At 72.0% G+C, this 19,549-nt stretch carries 15 protein-coding genes; 5 read left to right on the top strand and 10 right to left on the bottom strand.

Annotation, left to right across the window (positions count from 1 at the left end; translation table 11 throughout):
• Window positions 1-119: 119 nt before the first annotated feature.
• Window positions 120-1,886 (bottom strand): proteasome ATPase, encoded by a 1,767-nt coding sequence (gene arc / locus ACWD4P_RS14855; RefSeq protein WP_359819833.1) that lies wholly within the window; start codon window positions 1,884-1,886, stop codon window positions 120-122.
• Between the two features lie 286 nt (window positions 1,887-2,172).
• Between arc and ACWD4P_RS14850 the strand changes: the two genes are divergently transcribed.
• Window positions 2,173-2,478, top strand: a complete 306-nt coding sequence (locus tag ACWD4P_RS14850) for a ferredoxin (RefSeq protein WP_316520352.1) — start codon at window positions 2,173-2,175, stop codon at window positions 2,476-2,478.
• Window positions 2,479-2,500: 22 nt separating this feature from the next.
• On the opposite strand, the gene ACWD4P_RS14845 is transcribed toward ACWD4P_RS14850, so the two are convergent.
• The 3 genes from ACWD4P_RS14845 to ACWD4P_RS14835 all read right to left on the bottom strand — a co-directional run bounded on the left by ACWD4P_RS14845 (window position 2,501) and on the right by ACWD4P_RS14835 (window position 5,569).
• Window positions 2,501-3,115, bottom strand: a complete 615-nt coding sequence (locus ACWD4P_RS14845; protein WP_359819831.1) for a hypothetical protein — start codon at window positions 3,113-3,115, stop codon at window positions 2,501-2,503.
• A gap of 129 nt (window positions 3,116-3,244) precedes the next feature.
• Window positions 3,245-4,204, bottom strand: a complete 960-nt coding sequence (locus ACWD4P_RS14840; protein WP_449779869.1) for a tRNA (adenine-N1)-methyltransferase — start codon at window positions 4,202-4,204, stop codon at window positions 3,245-3,247.
• Between the two features lie 57 nt (window positions 4,205-4,261).
• Window positions 4,262-5,569 (bottom strand): site-2 protease family protein, encoded by a 1,308-nt coding sequence (locus ACWD4P_RS14835; protein WP_449779868.1) that lies wholly within the window; start codon window positions 5,567-5,569, stop codon window positions 4,262-4,264.
• A gap of 70 nt (window positions 5,570-5,639) precedes the next feature.
• On the opposite strand from ACWD4P_RS14835, the gene ACWD4P_RS14830 reads away from it, so the two are divergent.
• Together ACWD4P_RS14830 and ACWD4P_RS14825 are read left to right on the top strand one after the other, a co-directional pair.
• Complete coding sequence (locus tag ACWD4P_RS14830) at window positions 5,640-6,545, top strand: RecB family exonuclease (protein WP_359819823.1); 906 nt, start codon at window positions 5,640-5,642, stop codon at window positions 6,543-6,545.
• Entirely contained in the window at window positions 6,546-7,217 is a 672-nt protein-coding gene (locus tag ACWD4P_RS14825; protein ID WP_188299078.1) for a response regulator, read from the top strand.
• Window positions 7,218-7,314: 97 nt separating this feature from the next.
• On the opposite strand, the gene ACWD4P_RS14820 is transcribed toward ACWD4P_RS14825, so the two are convergent.
• The 3 genes from ACWD4P_RS14820 to metH all read right to left on the bottom strand — a co-directional run bounded on the left by ACWD4P_RS14820 (window position 7,315) and on the right by metH (window position 13,498).
• The gene (locus ACWD4P_RS14820; protein WP_359819821.1) at window positions 7,315-8,919 is read right to left on the bottom strand and encodes an ABC transporter substrate-binding protein; all 1,605 of its coding nucleotides are present in this window, start codon (window positions 8,917-8,919) and stop codon (window positions 7,315-7,317) included.
• A 221-nt stretch (window positions 8,920-9,140) separates the two neighbouring features.
• The gene (locus ACWD4P_RS14815; protein ID WP_359819819.1) at window positions 9,141-9,845 is read right to left on the bottom strand and encodes an HAD family hydrolase; all 705 of its coding nucleotides are present in this window, start codon (window positions 9,843-9,845) and stop codon (window positions 9,141-9,143) included.
• A gap of 140 nt (window positions 9,846-9,985) precedes the next feature.
• Window positions 9,986-13,498, bottom strand: a complete 3,513-nt coding sequence (metH, locus tag ACWD4P_RS14810) for a methionine synthase (RefSeq protein ID WP_359819816.1) — start codon at window positions 13,496-13,498, stop codon at window positions 9,986-9,988.
• A 143-nt stretch (window positions 13,499-13,641) separates the two neighbouring features.
• On the opposite strand from metH, the gene ACWD4P_RS14805 reads away from it, so the two are divergent.
• Together ACWD4P_RS14805 and ACWD4P_RS14800 are read left to right on the top strand one after the other, a co-directional pair.
• Window positions 13,642-14,736: a hypothetical protein gene (locus ACWD4P_RS14805; protein WP_449779867.1), complete on the top strand. Its 1,095-nt coding sequence runs from the start codon at window positions 13,642-13,644 to the stop codon at window positions 14,734-14,736.
• Between the two features lie 352 nt (window positions 14,737-15,088).
• The gene (locus tag ACWD4P_RS14800) at window positions 15,089-16,045 is read left to right on the top strand and encodes a PAC2 family protein (protein ID WP_359819812.1); all 957 of its coding nucleotides are present in this window, start codon (window positions 15,089-15,091) and stop codon (window positions 16,043-16,045) included.
• Between the two features lie 120 nt (window positions 16,046-16,165).
• Here the strand turns inward: ACWD4P_RS14800 and mshC are convergent, their stop codons facing one another.
• The 3 genes from mshC to ACWD4P_RS14785 form a co-directional block, all read right to left on the bottom strand.
• Window positions 16,166-17,395: a cysteine--1-D-myo-inosityl 2-amino-2-deoxy-alpha-D-glucopyranoside ligase gene (gene mshC, locus ACWD4P_RS14795; RefSeq protein WP_359819809.1), complete on the bottom strand. Its 1,230-nt coding sequence runs from the start codon at window positions 17,393-17,395 to the stop codon at window positions 16,166-16,168.
• A gap of 230 nt (window positions 17,396-17,625) precedes the next feature.
• Window positions 17,626-18,462, bottom strand: coding sequence for a dioxygenase family protein (locus ACWD4P_RS14790; RefSeq protein WP_449779866.1), 837 nt, complete (start codon window positions 18,460-18,462; stop codon window positions 17,626-17,628).
• A gap of 122 nt (window positions 18,463-18,584) precedes the next feature.
• Window positions 18,585-19,463 carry an AraC family transcriptional regulator gene (locus tag ACWD4P_RS14785; protein WP_449779865.1) on the bottom strand — a complete coding sequence of 293 codons (879 nt, stop codon included), beginning with the start codon at window positions 19,461-19,463 and terminating at the stop codon, window positions 18,585-18,587.
• Between the last annotated feature and the right edge of the window lie 86 nt (window positions 19,464-19,549).

The raw sequence follows: 19,549 nt of genomic DNA, 5'->3' as shown, positions 1-19,549 counted from the left end.
ACCCGGCCCCGAGCGGCGGGCCCGGAGACGCGCCGTCCGGCTGCGGGGCCGCGAGGCGCCACAGCCGGACGGGGTGCGTACAGCTCCGGGGACCGCTGCCGGCCCGGACAACCGCGTGCTTACAGGTACTGCCCCGTGTTGGCGACAGTGTCGATCGAGCGGCCGGACTCGGCGCCCTGCTTGCCGGTGACCAGCGTGCGGATGAAGACGATCCGCTCGCCCTTCTTGCCGGAGATGCGGGCCCAGTCGTCCGGGTTGGTGGTGTTCGGGAGGTCCTCGTTCTCCTTGAACTCGTCCACGCAGGCGGCGAGCAGGTGGGAGACGCGCAGGCCCCGCTGACCGTGGTCGAGGAAGTCCTTGATGGCCATCTTCTTCGCGCGGTCGACGATGTTCTGGATCATCGCGCCGGAGTTGAAGTCCTTGAAGTACAGGACCTCCTTGTCACCGTTGGCGTAGGTGACCTCCAGGAAGCGGTTCTCCTCCGTCTCGGAGTACATCCGCTCCACCACCGACTGGATCATCGCGGCCACCGTGGTCTCCACGGAGCCGTCGTGCTCCTTGAGGTCGTCCGGGTGGAACGGCAGCGAGTCCTTGAGGTACTTGGAGAAGATGTCCTTCGCGGCCTCGGCGTCCGGGCGCTCGATCTTGATCTTGACGTCCAGGCGGCCGGGCCGCAGGATCGCCGGGTCGATCATGTCCTCGCGGTTCGAGGCGCCGATGACGATGACGTTCTCCAGGCCCTCCACGCCGTCGATCTCGGCGAGCAGCTGCGGGACGATGGTGTTCTCCACGTCCGAGCTGACGCCGGAGCCGCGAGTGCGGAACAGCGACTCCATCTCGTCGAAGAAGACGATGACGGGCGTGCCCTCGCCCGCCTTCTCCCGGGCCCGCTGGAAGACCAGGCGGATCTGGCGCTCGGTCTCGCCCACGTACTTGTTGAGCAGCTCCGGGCCCTTGATGTTGAGGAAGTAGCTCTTCCCCTGGGGGCGGCCGGTGACCTCGGCGACCTTCTTGGCCAGCGAGTTGGCGACCGCCTTGGCGATCAGCGTCTTGCCGCAGCCGGGCGGGCCGTAGAGCAGCACGCCCTTGGGCGGGCGCAGCTCGTACTCCTTGAAGAGGTCGGCGTGCAGGTAGGGCAGCTCGACCGCGTCGCGGATCAGCTCGATCTGGTTGCTCAGGCCGCCGATCTGGCGGTAGTCGATGTCCGGGACCTCCTCGAGGACCAGCTCCTCGACCTCGGCCTTCGGCACGACCTCGAAGACGTAGCCGGAGCGGGGCTCCAGCAGCAGGGCGTCCCCGGCCCGGATGGTCAGCCCGCGCAGCGGCTCGGCGAGGCGGACCACGCGCTCCTCGTCGGTGTGCCCCAGGACCAGGGCGCGCTCGCCGTCCTCCAGGAGCTCCTTGAGGGTGACGATCTCACCGATGTTCTCGAAGGCCATCGCGTCCACGATGTTGAGGGCCTCGTTGAGCATCACTTCCTGGCCGCGCCGCACCTCGTCGAGGGCGACGTTGGGGCTGACGTTCACGCGGAGCTTTCGCCCCCCGGTGAAGATGTCCGCGGTGCCGTCCTCGTTCGCGTCGAGGAAGGTGCCGAAGCCGGCCGGGGGCTGTGCGAGCCGGTCCACTTCCTCCTTGAGGGCCACGATCTGGTCGCGGGCCTCGCGCAGGGTGGAGGCGAGCCGTTCGTTCTGGGCGGTCACGCCCGCCAGGTTGGTCTGGAGCTCGACGATCCGCTCTTCGAGGATCCTCGAATTGCGCGGCGAGTCGGCGAGCTTGCGGCGCAACACGGCGATTTCCTGCTCAAGGTACGAGACCTGAGCGGCCTCGTCGGAACCACGAGCGGGCCTGCCGGTGCTGCGGTTGTAGTCGTCATCGTGGGCTGCCACGGTCCTCACCTCCTCCGGGGAGCTGGACGCTTCCAGACCCTACCTGGGACCAGGGGTCCGTAAACCCCTAGATCAAGAAAGATGGAACGGGCGTGTCCGATCTTCGCCCCAGCGCGCTTCCCCTCTGCTAAGGGGGATACCCACCGCGCACCACCCAAAGCGGGCCAGATGTATCGTCGACCGAAGTGATATCCGATCGCGACCACAAGTCGAGGTCCGATCGTTGTACGAATGGCGGGATTGCTCCAGGAATAGGGGCGACCCGGGACAGAAACGGCAGGGGACCATGTCGGTGACCGAGCAGACGGCGGCAGCGGCCGAGGCGCTGGAGGTGTGGATCGACCAGGATCTGTGCACCGGCGACGGCATCTGCGCGCAGTACGCACCCGAGGTCTTCGAGCTCGACATCGACGGGCTGGCCTACGTGAAGGGACCGGACGACGAGCTGCGCCAGCAGCCCGGGGAGACGGCCCCGGTGCCGCTGACGATCCTTCAGGACGTGGTGGACTCGGCGAAGGAGTGCCCCGGCGACTGCATCCACGTGCGCCGGGTCGCCGACCGGGTCGAGGTCTACGGGCCGGACGCGGAGTAGGCGACGCGGGGCGGTCGGTCCGTCACACGGCGGAGACCGGGGCGGCGGTCTGGGAGCGTTCCCAGCCGCCGCCCCTGTGCGTCCAGGTGAGGTCGATCGAGATGTCGGGGCGGAAGCGCGGCACGTCCTCGCTCGAATACCCCTGCGCGTGGCCGGTGATGGCGCCGTCCGAGCGCACCGCGATCCGGCTCACGGTGAGGTTCTCGCGCTCGGGGAGCAGGGTGGCCACCACCTCGGGCCGCCCGCCCGTGCCGAAGCCGAGCAGGTAGACGGCGTCCGGCGGGGTGCCGGTCTCGGTGGCGCAGTGCGCGGCGACCACCGTGGCGGCCCGCCCGTCGCCGAGCAGCGCGGAGGCGCTGAGCGCCGTCCTGACCGGGAACGGGCCGCAGTCGAGCGGGAGTTGGACCTGCGCCGGGTCGGGGCCCGCGCTCGCCGCGAGGGAGGTGACCGCGGGGTGGACGGACACCGGGGTGCCGGTCGCCGGGGAGGCGGCGAGCGCCGCCCCCACCACCGCGCCGCAGCCGGCCAGGGCGACGGCCCAGTGCCAGGGGGCGGTGCGCGCGTGCCCGGGCCCGGTGCGGCCCCGCGGTGTCTGCTGTCCGGCCTGCGCCGTCGTCGTCCCGACCGCGGTCTCCACCAGGCGTCCCCTCCAGGGCTCCGGCCACCAAAGCGTGAGCGAGCATCGTCCCACACCGGGATCGGCGCAATGCCGAAGGGGTGGCCGCGAGCGACGTGCTCGCGGCCACCCCTTCTCGGTGGTTCCGGCTCAGCCCAGGTCGGGCTGGTCCGCCTCCTGGGCGCGGGCGGCCTTGCGGGCGGCGGCACGGTCCTGGAGGGAGGGCTCGGGCGCCCCGTTGTCGTAGTCCTCGCCGTACGCGCCCTTGGCCGGGCGGCGGCGGCGCAGCGGCGGCTCCACGCCGTCCGCCAGGCGGCGGGCGGTGAGCAGGAAGCCGGTGTGCCCGATCATCCGGTGGTCCGGGCGGACGGCCAGGCCCTCCAGGTGCCAGGTGCGGACCATGGTCTCCCAGGCCTGCGGCTCGGTGAAGGTGCCGTGCTCGCGCAGCGCCTCGACGGTCTTGGACATCTGCGTGGTGGTGGCCACGTAGCAGCAGATGAGGCCGCCGGGGACGAGCGCCTTGGAGGCGACGTCCAGGCACTCCCAGGGGGCCAGCATGTCGAGGATGACGCGGTCGACGTCGGTCTCGACCAGGTTGTCCTGGAGGTCGCCGACGGTGAGCTTCCACGCCGGGTGCGGGCCGCCGAAGTAGCGCTCGACGTTCCCCTGGGCGATGTCGGCGAAGTCCTGCCGGCGCTCGTAGGAGGCGAGCAGGCCCTGCTCCCCCACGGCGCGCAGCAGGTACGTGCTGAGCGCGCCCGAGCCGACACCGGCCTCGACCACGCGGGCACCCGCGAAGATGTCGGCCATCGCCAGGATCTGACCCGCGTCCTTGGGGTAGATCACGGCGGCGCCGCGAGGCATGGACAGGACGTAGTCGGGGAGCAGGGGGCGCAGCGCGAGGTACGGGACGTTCCCCGTGGTGCGCACGACCGTGCCTTCGGGAGCGCCGATCAGCTCGTCGTGCGGGAACGCACCCTTGTGGGTGTGGAACTGGTTCCCGGCCTGGAGCGTGAACGTGTAGTGGCGACCCTTGGGGTCGGTCAGCTGGACCTGGTCCCCGACCTGGAAGGGCCCGCGTCTGCGGGCGGCACCGGTCGGTTCGGACATGCCGACAATCCTAAGGGAAGCGGACCGGCTCGCAGGACACGGGTGATCGGCGGGCGGTCAGCGGCCGGTCAGGGCCGCGGTCAGCCGCTGCTCGATGTCGCTGAGCGCGGCGACGCCGTACACCCGGCCGTCCGACTCGACGACCAGGTACTCCCCCGCCGGGGTGGCCTGGACCGCCCGCAGCAGGTCCTCGCCGCCGAGGTCGGCGTCCAGCCGCAGCCCGGGTTCGAGGTCCCGGGCGAGCGGGCCGACGGCCACCCAGGGGCGGCGGTGCTCTGGCACCGAGCGGACGGCGGACTCGCGCACCAGGGCGATCGGCTCGCCCCGGCCGTCCACCACGATCACCGCGCCGGCCTGGGCCTCGCGGGCGCGGCGCAGCGCCTCGCCGAGCGGGGTGTCGGCGGTGACCTCGACGGCCCGCCGGGCCACCTCGCGCAGCCGCAGGCCGGGCAGCACCTCCTTGAGCCGGGCGTTGCGCAGGCTGCCGGTGGCGCCGTTCCAGATGATCGCGGCGAGCACCGCGGCCAGCACGGCGTCCACCAGGGTGTCGGTGGTGGTGCGCTCGATCCCGCGGGCGGCGCTCAGCAGCGGCAGGCCGATGAGCACGGCGACGGCGAGCCCCCGGCCGACCCAGGCGGCGGCCACGGTGCCGGCCATCGGCTTGCCGGTGATCGCCCAGACGACCGCGCGCAGCATCCGGCCGCCGTCCAGCGGCAGCCCGGGCAGCAGGTTGAAGGCGGCGACCACCAGGTTGGAGACCATCAGGCCGGTGAGCAGCACCCCGGGCACGGTGGACAGCTCCACCGCCCGCACCGCGAGGTAGAACACGCCGCCCAGCAGCAGCGAGAGCAGCGGGCCGACGAAGGCCAGCCAGAACTCCCGCCAGGGGCTCTCCGCCTCGTTCTCGATCTCGGAGACCCCGCCGAAGAACTGGAGCTGGATCCGCCGCACCCCGAGCTTGTAGCGCAGCGCGACCAGGGTGTGGGCGAGCTCGTGCACCAGGACGGAGGCGTAGAAGGCGACCGCGAAGGAGAACGCGACCAGGTAGCGGGCGCCGCCCAGGTCGGGCAGCACGTCGCCCAGCTGCCCGCCGAACACCCAGGTGATCAGTGCGGCGATGACGAACCAGGAGGGGGTCACGTAGATGGGCACGCCGAAGGGCCGGCCCATCAGGATGCCGCCGCGGCGCTCGGGCGGCGGCGGCGCCGGACGCCCGCCGCCCGCCCGCGGTGGCTGGTCGGAGGGCTGCTGCCCCCTGCTGTCGCTCACCGTGATCCCTTCGGTCGTCTCCCCCGTCGTGCCCGGTGCGCCCACGCTACGTGATCGTGGCCCTCCCGCGCCGCGCGGCCCTCCTGCTGCCTTCATACCCACTCGTCGGCCGCTCCGGCAGCACCGTGGCAGCGGGATGACGGCGAAGGGCAATAGGGTCGTGGTCATGCAGCACACCGAGACCACCAGTGCCGCCGGGCGTCCGGCGGCACCCCCGACCGGGCTCTCCCCGTCCCGAGCGGGGGACTTCCTCACCTGTCCCCTGCTGTACCGGCTGCGGGTGATCGACCGGCTGCCCGAGCCGCCGAGCTCGGCGGCGACCCGGGGCACCCTGGTGCACGCGGTGCTGGAGCGGCTGTTCGACAGCCCGGCGGCCGAGCGGACGCCGGAGCGGGCGCTGGGCCTGCTGCGCCCGCAGTGGGAGCGGCTGCTGGGCGAGCGCCCGGAGCTGGGCTCGCTCTTCCCGGACGACCCGGACGGCGCGGCGCTGACCCGCTGGCTGGCGGACGCCGAGAAGCTGGTCGGCCAGTGGTTCCGGCTGGAGGACCCGACCCGGCTGCACCCGGTGGAGCGGGAGCTCTACGTGGAGACGGCCCTGGACTCGGGGCTGCTGCTGCGCGGCTACATCGACCGGGTGGACGTCGCCCCGACCGGTGAGGTCCGGCTGGTCGACTACAAGACCGGCCGCGCGCCCTCGCGGGACTTCGAGGGCAAGGCGATGTTCCAGATGAAGTTCTACGCCCTGGTGGTGTGGCGCTGGAAGGGCGTGATCCCCAAGCGCCTCCAGCTGGTCTACCTCGGCGGCGGCGGGGACGTGGTCAGCTACGACCCGGACCAGGCGGACCTGCTCGCCGTGGAGCGCAAGCTCCAGGCACTGTGGGAGCGGATCGGCCAGGCGGTGGCCACCGGGGACTTCCCGGCCACCCGCAACCGCCTCTGCGACTGGTGCGACCATCAGGCCAGCTGCCCGGAGTTCGGCGGCACCCCGCCGCCGTACCCGCTGCCGGTCCCGCCGGCCCGTACGTCGGATGCAAGCGATCCCACGGGGGATCCGATGAGCAAGGAGTCCTAGGTGACGATCCGAGTGCTGCTGGTCGACGACCAGCCGCTGCTGCGCACCGGTTTCCGGATGATCCTGGAGGCCGAGTCCGACCTCGTGGTGGTCGGCGAGGCCGGCGACGGCCAGCAGGCGCTGGACCAGGTGCGGGCGTTGCAGCCCGACGTGGTGCTGATGGACATCCGGATGCCCAGGATGGACGGCGTCGAGGCGACCCGCCGGATCGCCGGCCCGGGGCGGGACGGCCCGGCCAAGGTGCTGGTGCTGACCACCTTCGACCTGGACGAGTACGTGGTGGAGGCGCTGCGCGCGGGCGCCAGCGGCTTCCTGCTGAAGGACGTCCCGGCCGAGGAGCTGGTTCAGGCGATCCGGGTGGTCGCGGACGGCGCGGCAATGCTGGCGCCGAGCATCACCCGCCGGCTGCTGGACATGTACGCCACCAAGCTGCCCTCGGGCGACGAGGCGCCGCCGCAGGCGCTGAGCGCGCTGACCGAGCGCGAGCTGGAGGTGCTGAAGCTGGTGGCGCGCGGGCTGTCGAACGCGGAGATCGCGGCCGAGCTGTTCGTCAGCGAGACCACCGTGAAGACCCACGTGGGCCACGTGCTGACCAAGCTCCAGCTGCGCGACCGGGTGCAGGCGGCCGTGTACGCCTACGAGAGCGGCCTGGTGCGCCCGGGAGCCCTGTAGGGGCCCGGGTGGCCCTCCAGGGGCCGCAGAAACGTCACGGCGGCCCGTCCGCTCCCCGTCTCGGCGGGGATGCGGGCGGGCCGCCGTCCTGCGGGCGCTACTTGTTGGTCCGGCTGATCTCCCAGAAGCGGAAGTAGCCGGTGGTGTCGACGGTGGACTCGACGCCGGTGACGTACGAGCGGGCCGCGAAGAAGGACTTGTTCTGGTAGAGCGGGATCAGCGGCACGTTCTCGGCCTCGATCGACTGGATCTGCGCGTAGGTGGCGGCCGCGGCGCTGCGGTCGGTCTGCTTGAGGCCCTCCGGCACCAGCCGCCCGCTGATCCGCGGGTCGTCCCAACCGTGGTGGTAGGCGCCGCCGTTGATCAGCAGCGGGGCGAGGTAGTTGTCCGGGTCCGGGTAGTCGGCGAACCAGCCGATGACGTACGCCTGGTACTTGCCCTCGGACCAGCCCTTCCGGTACGAGTCCCAGTCCGCTTCCTGGGCGAGCGTCACCTGGAAGACGCCGCCGGTCTCCAGCTGCTTCTTCAGCGTCTCGGCCTCGTTGCTGCCGGCCCGCGAACGGGACCAGGTCAGGGTGAACTTGACCGGGGTCTGGATCTTGGCGTCGGCCAGGATCTTCTTCGCCTTGTTCACGTCCTGGTCGCCGTAGCGGTCGAAGAAGGCCGTGGTGTGGCCGGGCAGGCCGGCCGGGACCATCGAGTAGAGCGCCTGGACGGTGCGCGCGAAGACGTCGCGGGCCAGTGCCTTGCGGTCCATCATCTGGGCCACGGCCTGGCGCACGGCGACGTTGCTCATCAGCGGGTCCTTGGTGTTGAGGACCAGCGAACGGGTGTCGTTGCTGTCGCCCTCGGTCACCTGGAGGTCGGTCTTGCCGCCCTGCTGGTCGGAGCGGACCTGGGCGGCGGTGTTCGGCTCCAGGCTGTTGTCGGTGAGGTCGACCTCGCTGCGGTCCAGCGCGCCCTTCAGGTCCTCCGACTTGTCGAAGTACCGCACGGTGAACTTGCTGTTCCGGAGCTTCGCCTCGCCGCCGTACTTGTCGTTGGCCGACATGACGACCTTGCCCAGCTGCTTGCCGCCGCTCAGGTTCTCGACCGAGTCGAAGCGGTACGGGCCGGAGCCGATCAGCTTGTCGTTCGGGAGGACCTTGTCGGCGGGGTAGACCTGGTGGTCCACGATGGCGCCGACCGGGCTGGCCAGCTTGGCCGGGAGGGTGGCGTCCGGCGCGGAGAGGTGGAAGAGCACCTCGTTGTCGCCCTTGGCCTCGACGGACTTGATCGAGTCGAGCAGCTCGACCGGGCCGCTCGGGTCGTTGATCTTCTTGGTGCGCTCGATCGAGAACACCACGTCCTGGGCCGTCAGCGGGTGGCCGTTGGAGAACTTCTGGCCGGGCTTCAGGGTGCAGTGGTACTCGATGGCCTCACTGCCGGTGAACTCGCAGGACTGCGCGGCGTCCGGGGACGGCGAGCTGGAGGCGGCCTGGAAGGTGAGCAGCGACTGGAAGGTGTTGCGCAGCAGCAGCCAGGAACCGGCGTCGTACGCCGCCGCCGGGTCCAGGACACCGGTCAACTGGGTGGTGCCCATGGTTATGGACTTGCCGCCGTCCCCCTTGACCACGTCGGTCACCGATCCACAGCCCGCGACCGACACGGCGACCAGACCGGCGCAACCGAGTACTGCCAGGCGTTCAGCTGAAGTCTTCACGAGGCGCGTCCTTCTGGGTGGCACGAACTGGAGTAGCGTGCCACATCGAACACGTACGACCGGTACCCGCGCAGATGACGTTTGGGACACGGTGGTTGAGGGCATCACGACGCGCCCGACGAGTTGTCAGCCAATGCCCGTTTTCTCCTGCGACGACTCCGGCGCGGAGACCCTCGGGGCCGCTTACCGGCCGGTAGGGCCGGGTCGCAATGAGACGACAATCACACGCGTGAGGCGACCAGGGAGTGCAACAGGTCGAGGTCGACCTGCTCCAGCGAGGACAGCACCAGCCGCCCCGGAGCCGGCTCGATCGCCGCCACCGAGGGCACCGCGACCACCGGGCAGCCGGCCGCCTCGCCCGCCCGCACCCCGGTCGGCGTGTCCTCGATCACCACGCAGCGGGACGGCTCCGCACCCAGCCGCCGGGCCGCCTCCAGGTACGGGTCCGGGAACGGCTTGGTGCGCGGCACCTCGTCCCCGCCGATGGTGAAGGCGAAGTGGTGGGCGCCCAGCGAGCGCAGCACGATGTCGATCACGTGCCGCTGCGAGGCGGACACCAGGGCGGCCGGAATCCCGTGCGCGGCAAGGGTGTTGAGCAGCCGCTCGGCGCCCGGCATGAGCGGCACGCCGCCGGCCAGCAGGTCCACGAAGCGCTGGTTGACCAGCACCCCGAGGTCGGCCGGCGCGATGTCCGCCCCCGTCCGGGCGACCAGGTACTCCATCACCCTGGCCATCGGGCCGCCGACCACCTGGGCGCGGTCCGCCTCGTCCAGCTCGTGGCCCAGCTCGGCGAAGAGCGAGGCCTCGGCCTGCCACCAGAAGTCCTCGGTGTCCACCAGCGTCCCGTCCATGTCCAGCAGCACCGCCTGGAGCCCGCGGCCGTCCCCGTGGTCGAGGACGCGCGTGGCGGTGGGGCTGGTCGTCATGGCAGGGGTCCTTCCGGCAGGCCCGGGACGCTCCCGGGGAAGGCTCGGGCCGGCCCGCAGGTGAGCGGACCGGCCCGTTCAGGATCATCCAGGATACGCCCGCTTCGTCCGGAAAGAGCGAACGCGGTGGAAACCGGGGGTTACCGGGCGTTGAAGTACTTCGCCTCCGGGTGGTGGATCACGATCGCGTCGGTGGACTGCTCCGGGTGCAGCTGGAACTCCTCGGAGAGCACCACGCCGATCCGCTCCGGCTTCAGCAGCTCGGCGATCTTGGCCCGGTCCTCCAGCTCGGGGCAGGCCCCGTAGCCGAGCGAGAAGCGGGCGCCGCGGTACTTGAGCGCGAACATGTCCTTGACGTCCTGCGGGTCCTCGCCGGAGAAGCCCAGCTCGTAGCGGACCCGCGCGTGCCAGAACTCGGCCAGCGCCTCGGCCAGCTGCACCGAGAGGCCGTGCAGCTCCAGGTAGTCCCGGTAGGAGTTGTCGGCGAACAGCTCGTTGGCCGCCTCCGAGATCCGGTTGCCCATGGTGACCACCTGGAGGCCCACCACGTCCCGCACCCCGGACTCCTCCGGGCGGAAGAAGTCGGCCAGGCAGAGCCGGCGCCCGCGCCGCTGGCGCGGGAAGGTGAAGCGGGTGCGCTCGGTGCCGTCATCGTGGAAGACGATCAGGTCGTCGCCCTTGGAGTTGGCCGGGTAGTAGCCGTAGACCACGGCGGCCTCCAGCCAGCCCTCCGTCTGCAGCCGGTCCAGCCAGGCCCGCAGCCGCGGCCGGCCCTCGGTCTCCACCAGCTCCTCGTACGAGGGGCCCTCGCCGGTGCGCGCGGCCTTCAGGCCCCACTGCCCCTTGAACAGCGCGTCCTCGTCCAGCCAGGAGGCGTAGTCCGCGAACGGGATGCCCTTGACGATCCGGTCGCCCCAGAACGGCGGGGCGGGCACGGTGTTGTCGACGGCGACGTCGGAGCGGATCTGGCCGAGGTTGACCTCGGGCTCCGGCTCCTCCACCACGACCCGGGCGTGCCGGCGCTGCTTGAGCTCCGGCAGGGCCGCGCCCGGCACGCCGCGCTTGACCGCGATCAGCGCGTCCATCAGCCGCAGGCCCTCGAAGGCGTCCCGGGCGTAGCGGACCTCGCCCTCGTAGATCTCGTGCAGGTCCTGCTCGACGTAGGCCCGGGTGAGCGCGGCGCCGCCGAGGATCACCGGGAAGCTCGCGGCCAGCTTGCGCTGGTTCAGCTCCTCCAGGTTCTCCTTCATGATCACGGTGGACTTCACCAGCAGGCCGGACATCCCGATCACGTCCGCGTTGTGCTCCTGCGCGGCGTCCAGGATCGCCGAGACCGGCTGCTTGATGCCCAGGTTGACCACGTTGTAGCCGTTGTTGGACAGGATGATGTCGACCAGGTTCTTGCCGATGTCGTGGACGTCGCCCTTGACGGTGGCCAGCACGATGGTGCCCTTGCCCTCGCTGTCGGACTTCTCCATGTACGGCTCCAGGTGGGCCACCGCGGTCTTCATCACCTCGGCGGACTGGAGCACGAACGGCAGCTGCATCTGGCCGGAGCCGAAGAGCTCGCCGACCACCTTCATGCCGGCCAGCAGGGTGTCGTTGATGATCTCCAGCGCCGGGCGGACGGTCAGCGCCTCGTCCAGGTCGGCTTCCAGGCCGTTCCGCTCGCCGTCGATGATCCGGCGCTGCAGCCGCTCGTCCAGCGGCAGCGCGGCCAGCTCCTCGGCCTTGGAGGCCTTCACCGAGGCGGCGGAGACACCCTCGAACAGCTCCAGCAGGCGCTGCAGCGGGTCGTAGCCGTCCCGGCGGCGGTCGTAGACCAGGTCGAGCGCGGCCTCGCGCTGGTCCTCGGGGATCCGGGAGATCGGCAGGATCTTGGAGGCGTGCACGATCGCCGAGTCCAGGCCGGCCTCCACGCACTCGTGCAGGAAGACCGAGTTGAGCACCACCCGGGCGGCCGGGTTGAGGCCGAAGGAGATGTTGGACAGGCCCAGGGTCGTCTGCACGGCGGGGTGGCGGCGCTTGAGCTCGCGGATCGCCTCGATGGTCTCGATGCCGTCCCGGCGGGACTCCTCCTGACCGGTGGCCAGGGTGAAGGTGAGGCAGTCGACCAGGATGGAGCCCTCGTCGATGCCGTAGTCGGCGGTGAGTTCGGCGATCAGCCGCTCGGCGATCGCGACCTTCGTGTCGGCGGTACGGGCCTGGCCGCTCTCGTCGATGGTCAGCGCGATCAGGCCGGCGCCGTGCTCGCGGGCCAGCGAGGCGATCCGGCCGAACCGCGAGTCGGGGGCGTTGCCGTCCTCGTAGTTGACCGAGTTGAGCACCGCGCGGCCGCCGAGCGCCTCCAGGCCGGCCCGCAGCACGGGCGGCTCGGTGGAGTCCAGCACGATCGGCAGGGTGGAGGCGGTGGCCAGCCGGCCCGCGATCTCCTTCATGTCGGCGACGCCGTCGCGGCCGACGTAGTCCACGCAGAGGTCCAGCAGGTGGGAGCCGTCCCGGATCTGGTCGCGGGCGATCTCCACGCAGGCCTGCCAGTCGCCGGCCAGCATCGACTCGCGGAACTTCTTCGAGCCGTTGGCGTTGGTGCGCTCGCCGATCGCCAGGTACGAGGTGTCCTGGCGGAACGGCACCGCCTGGTACAGCGAGGCCGCCGAGGGCTCCGGCCTCGGCTCACGGACGGCGATCGGACGGCCCTGGACCCGCTCGACCACCTGGCGCAGGTGCTCGGGGGTGGTGCCGCAGCAGCCGCCGACCAGCGAGAGGCCGTACTCGCGGGTGAACACGTCGTGGGCGTCGGCCAGTTCGGCCGGGGAGAGCGGGTAGTGGGCGCCGTCCTTGCCGAGCACCGGCAGGCCCGCGTTCGGCATGCAGGACAGGCCGATCCGGGCGTTCTTGGCGAGGTAGCGCAGGTGCTCGCTCATCTCGGCCGGGCCGGTGGCGCAGTTGAGGCCGATGTAGTCCACGCCCAGCGGCTCCAGCGCGGTGAGCGCGGCGCCGATCTCCGAGCCGAGCAGCATGGTGCCGGTGGTCTCCACCGTCACCTGCACCAGCACCGGCAGGTCCAGCCCGGCCTCGGCCAGGGCGCGCTTGGATCCCAGGATGGCGGCCTTGGTCTGCAGCAGGTCCTGGCTGGTCTCGACCAGCAGCGCGTCGGCGCCGCCGGCGATCAGGCCGGCCGCGTTCTCCTGGAACCCGTCGCGCAGGGTCTCGTACGGGGCGTGGCCGAGGGTCGGCAGCTTGGTGCCGGGGCCGATCGAGCCGAGCACCCAGCGGGTGCGGCCGTCGGCGGCGGCGTGGGCGTCGGCCACCTCGCGGGCGATCCGGGCGCCGGCCGCGGACAGCTCGAAGATCCGCTCCGCGATCTCGTACTCGCCGAGCGCGCTGAAGTTCGCGCCGAAGGTGTTGGTCTCCACGCAGTCCACGCCGACACCGAAGTAGGCCTCGTGGACGGAGCGGACGATGTCCGGGCGGGTGACGTTGAGGACCTCGTTGCAGCCTTCGAGGTTCTGGAAGTCCTCCAGCGTCGGGTCCTGCGCCTGGAGCATGGTGCCCATGGCACCGTCGGCGACCACCACCCGGGTGGCGAGTGCTTCACGAAGCGCGTTCGCGCGACTCTGCTGAGTGATGGACGGGGTGGCTGCTGTGGCCATGGGGCTTCTCCCTGGTGCGACGGCTGTCGGCTTTGCGAACCCGCTTGGTCGGGCACGCACGTGGCCAGGGTATCCGCCCCACGGCTCGGCCCGCCGGTCCGTTCCGTATCCTGAGCGCTCGACCGCAAGGGGGGAGCAAGCGCGTGGCCGGATTCCGGACCTGCGCGCAGCGGGCGGGCCGGGCCCTGACGGCCCCGTTCCGCGCGCTGCGCGACCGCTGGCGGGCATGGTCCCGGTGGCGCCGTGCCCTGCTGGTGCTGGTGCTCGTGGCGGCCGTTCCGGTCGCCGCGCTGGGCTCGGCGTTCGCCGTGTTCCGGCTGCACTACACCGGCGAGCCCGCCGCCGACGCCCGCACCCGGGGCCGGGACGCGCTCTGGCTCGGCCACGCCTGGGTCGACGGCCGCAAGACCGAGGCCGACGTGGCCGAGCTGGGCCGGCAGCTGGCCGGAACCGGCATCCGGGACCTCTATGTGCACACCGGCCCGCTGGAGCACGACGGCTCGCTGCCGCCCGCCGTCCACCCCCGGGGCCGCTGGTTCACCGACACCGTGCACCGGGAGCTGCCCGGCGTACGACTGCAGAGCTGGCTGGGCGACGAGGTCAAGCCGGAGAAGGACGCCCTGGACCTGGAGGACGGCCCCACTCGGGACCGGATCACCGCCTCCGCCCGCCAGGTGCTGGACCTCGGCTTCGACGGCGTGCACTTCGACATGGAGCCGATCCGCCCCGGCTCGGCCGGCTGGCTCGCGCTGCTCGACCGGGTCCGCCCCGTCACCGCGGAGCGTGGCGCGAAGCTGTCGGTGGCCGCCCCGCAGATCGACCCCGTCCCCGGCCTGCACACGGCCGGCATCCTGCTCACCGGCCACGGCAAGTGGTGGGACGCGGCGTACTTCACCGAGACCGCCCGCCGGGTCGACCAGATCGCGGTGATGAGCTACGACACCTCGATGCCCACCGAGCCGCTGTACGGCGGCTACGTCGCCCGGCAGACCGAACTGGCCCTGCGGGCGACCCCGGCCGACGTGGACCTGCTGATGGGGCTCCCCTTCTTCTGGGACGACAAGTGGGGCCACTGGGGAGACGCCGAGACCGTCCGGGCCGCCGTCCGGGGCGTGCGGCTGGGCCTGGGCCGGGAGGACCGGCGGCGGGCCGGCTTCGGGGTCGCGCTGTACGTGGACTTCGCCTCGCGGCCCGAGCACTGGGCGGCGTACCGCGACGGGTGGGCGGACGCGGGGTAGCGGCCGCCCCGGCCCGCCGCGGCTCCTCGTGCCGCGGCCCGTCACGCCCCGCCGAGGCCCGTTCCGTCACGCCGCGTCGCAGGTCGAACACTCCTCGCCCCCGGTGAACGCCTGACGGACCGTCAGCCCGGGGCCGCCGATATCCGGTGGCTCGCGACCGCCCGCTCCCGCAGACTGTCCCGGTGCCCGGCCGCCATGCGCATCAAAGCCCGTAGGCTGGGCAGGTAGGGACCATGGAGCGAGGCGTTCCATGGGAGACGAGAGGTTCGACAGTCGGCAGCCGGCCCGTCGGCGCTCCGGCAGGCCAGCCGGGGCGGCGCAGGCCCGACCGCCGACCGGAGGGAGACGCTGGGTGATCGAGCTGGAAGATGTTCCCGAGTTGATCGACCCGGTGATGGTCTGCGCCTTCGAGGGCTGGAACGACGCCGGCGACGCCGCCTCCGCGGCGCTGGCGCATCTGGACGAGACCTGGAACGGCAAGGTGTTCGCCGCCCTGGACGCGGAGGACTACTACGACTTCCAGGTCAACCGGCCCACGGTCTGGCTGGACGGCGGCATCCGCCGGATCACCTGGCCGACCACCCGGCTCTCGGTGATCCGGGTGACCGAACCGACGACCAGGGACATCGTTCTCATCCGCGGCATCGAGCCGAGCATGCGCTGGCGCTCGTTCTGCAACGAGCTGCTGGGCTTCGCGCACGAGCTGGGCGTCGAGCTGGTGGTGATCCTGGGCGCGCTGCTCGGGGACACCCCGCACAGCCGCCCGGTGCCGGTCAGCGGGGTCACCTCCGACCCGGAGCTGGCCCGCCGGCTGGACCTGGAGGAGAGCCGCTACGAGGGCCCCACCGGCATCGTCGGGGTGCTCCAGGAGGCCTGCACCCACGCCGGGGTGCCGGCCGTGACGCTCTGGGCCGCGGTGCCGCACTACGTCTCGCAGCCGCCGAACCCCAAGGCCACGCTGGCCCTGCTCAACAAGCTGGAGGACCTGCTGGACCTGCGCATCCCGCCGGGCGAGCTCGCCGAGGACGCCCGGGCCTGGCAGCTCGGCGTGGACCAGCTGGCCGCCGAGGACAGCGAGGTGGCCGAGTACGTCCAGCAGCTGGAGGAGGCGCAGGACACCGCGGAGCTGCCGGAGGCCTCCGGCGACGCCATCGCCCGCGAGTTCGAGCGCTACCTGCGCCGCCGGGAGAACGTCGGGCCGACGGGCGAGAAGCCGGTGGCCGGGCACGCCACCGCCGAGCGGCCGGCCGACCCGGAGGCGCCGGGCGGCCCCGCCCGGGAGAGCCAGGACGGCGCCGAGGACGAGTAGGGCCCGCCCGGGCCCACCTGTGCCCGCCCGGCCCGTCTGTGCCCGCCCGGCCCGTCTGTGCCGAAGGGGCGTCAGGACCAGGTGTCCTGACGCCCCTTCGGCGTTCCGTGCGGGTGCGGGTTACAGCGCGACGCCGAGCAGGGCGTCCACGGTGCGGGTCACCAGGCCGGGCGCGCCGGTGTCGGTGCCGCCCTCGGTGTCCTGGAGGGCCGCCCAGCGGTCGACCGCGGCCAGCGCGGCGGGCGCGTCCAGGTCGTTCGCGAGCGCCTCGCGGACCTCGGCGAGCAGCTGCCCGGCCGACGGGCCGTCCGGGCGGGAGACCGCGGCGCGCCAGCGGGCGAGGCGCTCGACGGCGTCGTCCAGGGTGCTCTTGGTCCACTCCCAGTCCGCCCGGTAGTGGTGCGAGAGCAGCGCCAGGCGGATCGCCGCCGGGTCGACGCCCTCGCGGCGCAGCGCCGAGACGAACACCAGGTTGCCGCGGGACTTGGACATCTTGTGGCCGTCCAGGGCCACCATGCCGGCGTGCACGTACGCCTTGGCGTACGGGTGGGTGCCGGTGGCGACCTGGGCGTGCGCGGCGCCCATCTCGTGGTGCGGGAAGGAGAGGTCGCTGCCGCCGCCCTGGATGTCGAAGGACATGCCGAGGTACTGGAGGGCGATGGCGACGCACTCGATGTGCCAGCCGGGGCGGCCGTGGCCGAGCTCGGTGTCCCAGGCGGGCTCGCCCGGGCGGGCGGCCAGCCAGAGCAGGGCGTCCAGCGGGTTGCGCTTGCCGGGGCGGTCCGGGTCGCCGCCGCGCTCGGCGAAGACCGGGCGCATCGCCTCGCGGGTGAGGCCGGAGACCTCGCCGAAGCGCGGGTCGGCGTCGACCGAGAAGTAGATGTCGCCGTCCACCTCGTAGGCGGCACCGGAGGCCAGCAGCTTCTGGACGATCGGGACGATCCACGGGATCGACTCGACGGCGCCGATGTAGTGGGCCGGCGGGAGCATGCGCAGCGCGGTCATGTCCTCGCGGAACAGGGCCGTCTCGCGCTCGGCCAGAGCGGTCCAGTCCTGGCCGGTCTCGACCGCGCGGGCGAGCAGCGGGTCGTCGACGTCGGTGACGTTCTGGATGTACAGGACGTCGTGACCGGCGTCCCGCCAGACGCGCTGCACCAGGTCGAACGCGTTGTAGGTGGCGGCGTGGCCCATGTGGGTCGCGTCGTAGGGAGTGATGCCGCAGACGTAGATCCGGGCGGTGCCGTCCAGCGGCACGACCTCGCGGACCGTGCCCGCTGCGGTGTCGTGGATACGGAGGGGGAGCCCCTGACCAGGCAGGGCGGGAACCTCGGAGGCGGGCCAGGCATGCATGGAAACAACTTTAACCTTGCGAACATTTGAAAGCCTAACCAGTACGAAAGATCGACTGGATTCGCTTCCTGCCATTGCCTGGCGGATTCCCGACTGGTACTGCACGGAACTGGCGTGTCGCGGAACCGGCCGTGTCCGGAATCCGCCCCCGGCTCCGGACGTGGTTGAGCGCCCGGTCGGCCCTGCCGCCGACCGGGCGCCCGGCGCCCCGGGGGACGCGGTCGGAGCCGCTACGACCGCTGCCAGAGGGCCGGCACGTTCGGCGGCTCCCAGCCCGCCATGGCGGTGTGCGCCTGGAGGCAGGTGTAGGAGACGCCGGAGTAGGTGACGCGGTCGCCCGCCTTGTACGCCGTGCCCGCGGCCCAGGTGCCGCCCGGCGGCGGCGTGCTGGGGCCGCCGGTCGGGGTGACCGTGGGCGACGGGCTCGGCGTGCCGGGCGTCTGCGCGACGTTCAGCACGAAGTCGAAGCCGGCCTCGCGGGTCGACCCGTTCTGCCGGACGTTCATCAGCAGCCGGGGGTCGTAGATGCTGTCCGTGTTGTTGCGCGGCTCGTTCGGGAAGTACAGCTGGGTGGTGATGATCGGGCGGCCGGGCGCCTGGAGCTTGACGTGCAGGTGCCGGGTGCGGCCCGGGTAGAGGCCGGGCACGATGGTGTCCAGCTTGTACGCGCCGTTGGCGTCGGTGAACTGGTGGCCGCGGAAGGTGTAGGTGACGTTGTCGTAGTTGCCGCCGTCGTCGGCCTGCCAGAAGTCCAGCAGCACTCCGGAGATGGGCCGGCAGGCGCGGCCGAAGACGTAGCCGCTGACGACCAGGTGGGTGCCGGGGCCGTCGTTGACCATCGAGCTGCGCAGCGGGGAGTTGGGTTTGAAGTACGGCCCTTCGATCTGCTCGATGGTGGGGGCGTCCCCGTCGTGGCACTCGGGGGTGGGAGCGAGCGGCTCGCCGCTGCTGATCTGGTCCCGGGCCAGGGCGACGCCGCCGCCGACGAGCAGCGGGGCAGCCCCGAGCGCGGCGGCGGCCTTCAGTACGGTCTTGCGGCTGATCATGCCGTCGGGCGGTGTGGGCATGCGCCGTCTCCTTCTCATGAGGCGGGGTGGGGGCGGCCCTTGCCATGGTGGGGGCATGACAAGGGCCGGACCGGCAGCCCGTTCGCGCGCGCCGGACCGGCCACCGGTGGCCAGCAGCAAAGTTACGGGCCGTCGGGTGCGACCGCGATGGACATGATCCGGGGATCGTGGTGATTTCCGTCGACCCTGGACCGGAACTCCCCCGGGGTCATCCCGGTCTCCCGGCGGAAGAACCGACAGAAGTACGCCGGGTCGACGAAGCCCGCCTCCTTGGCGACCTGACGGATCGTCAAATCCGTGCAGGCGAGCAGCCGTTTGGCCTCCAGGGTCTGCTGGCGGCGGATCAGTCCGCCGGGGGTGCGGCCGGTGGCCTGCTTCACCAGGGTCTGCAGGTGCCCCGGGGAGACGCCGAGCTCCTGCGCGGTGGAGGCCACCGAGTGCCGCACCCCGCCGGGCCGGGCGATCAACCGGGTGAAGGCGGCGGCCACTTCGGCCGGCCGGCTGGGCACCGCCGGGCGGTCGACCGGGGCACAGGCGCGCAGCGCCCGGACGATCAGGATGTGCAGGCTGGCGCGCAGCACACCCTGGTAGCCGGGCGCCCTGGTCCGGTACTCGTGCTCCATGTCGCCGAGCAGCGCGGCGACCGCGTCGGCCTGCTCGCCGAGCGCGAGGGCCGGGCGGGTGGCCAGGGCCCGCAGGGCGGCGAGGTCCTGGGGGTGGCCGAGCAGGAAGTCCTCGTTGAACAGGACGACCCGGCCGGTCAGTTCCTCGGTGTCCGCCCAGTAGTGCACCTGGCCGGGGGTGATCACGCACAACTGCGGTGGCGCCAGCGGCCGGTGGACGAGGTCCAGGACGTGGGCGCCGTGGCCGCCGGTGACGTGGACGATCTCGTAGAACGAGTGCCGGTGGGGGAAGCCGGCCCGCGAGAGCGGGCCGATCGCGTCGAAGCTGCCGATGGCGAAGGGGAGCAGGTGGGGCAGCGGGACCTGTAACCGGTGCAACGGCAGGTCCGGCGTGGTTCGGGGGGTGGGGGTGGTCCGTCGCACATCCATCGGAGCAGTGTGCGACCTGTTCCGGGGAAAGGTCC

The organism is Kitasatospora sp. NPDC002543 (assembly GCF_053594915.1).
The sequence above is the reverse complement of the archived record's forward strand: the minus strand, read 5'-3'. Positions and strand labels throughout refer to the sequence as shown.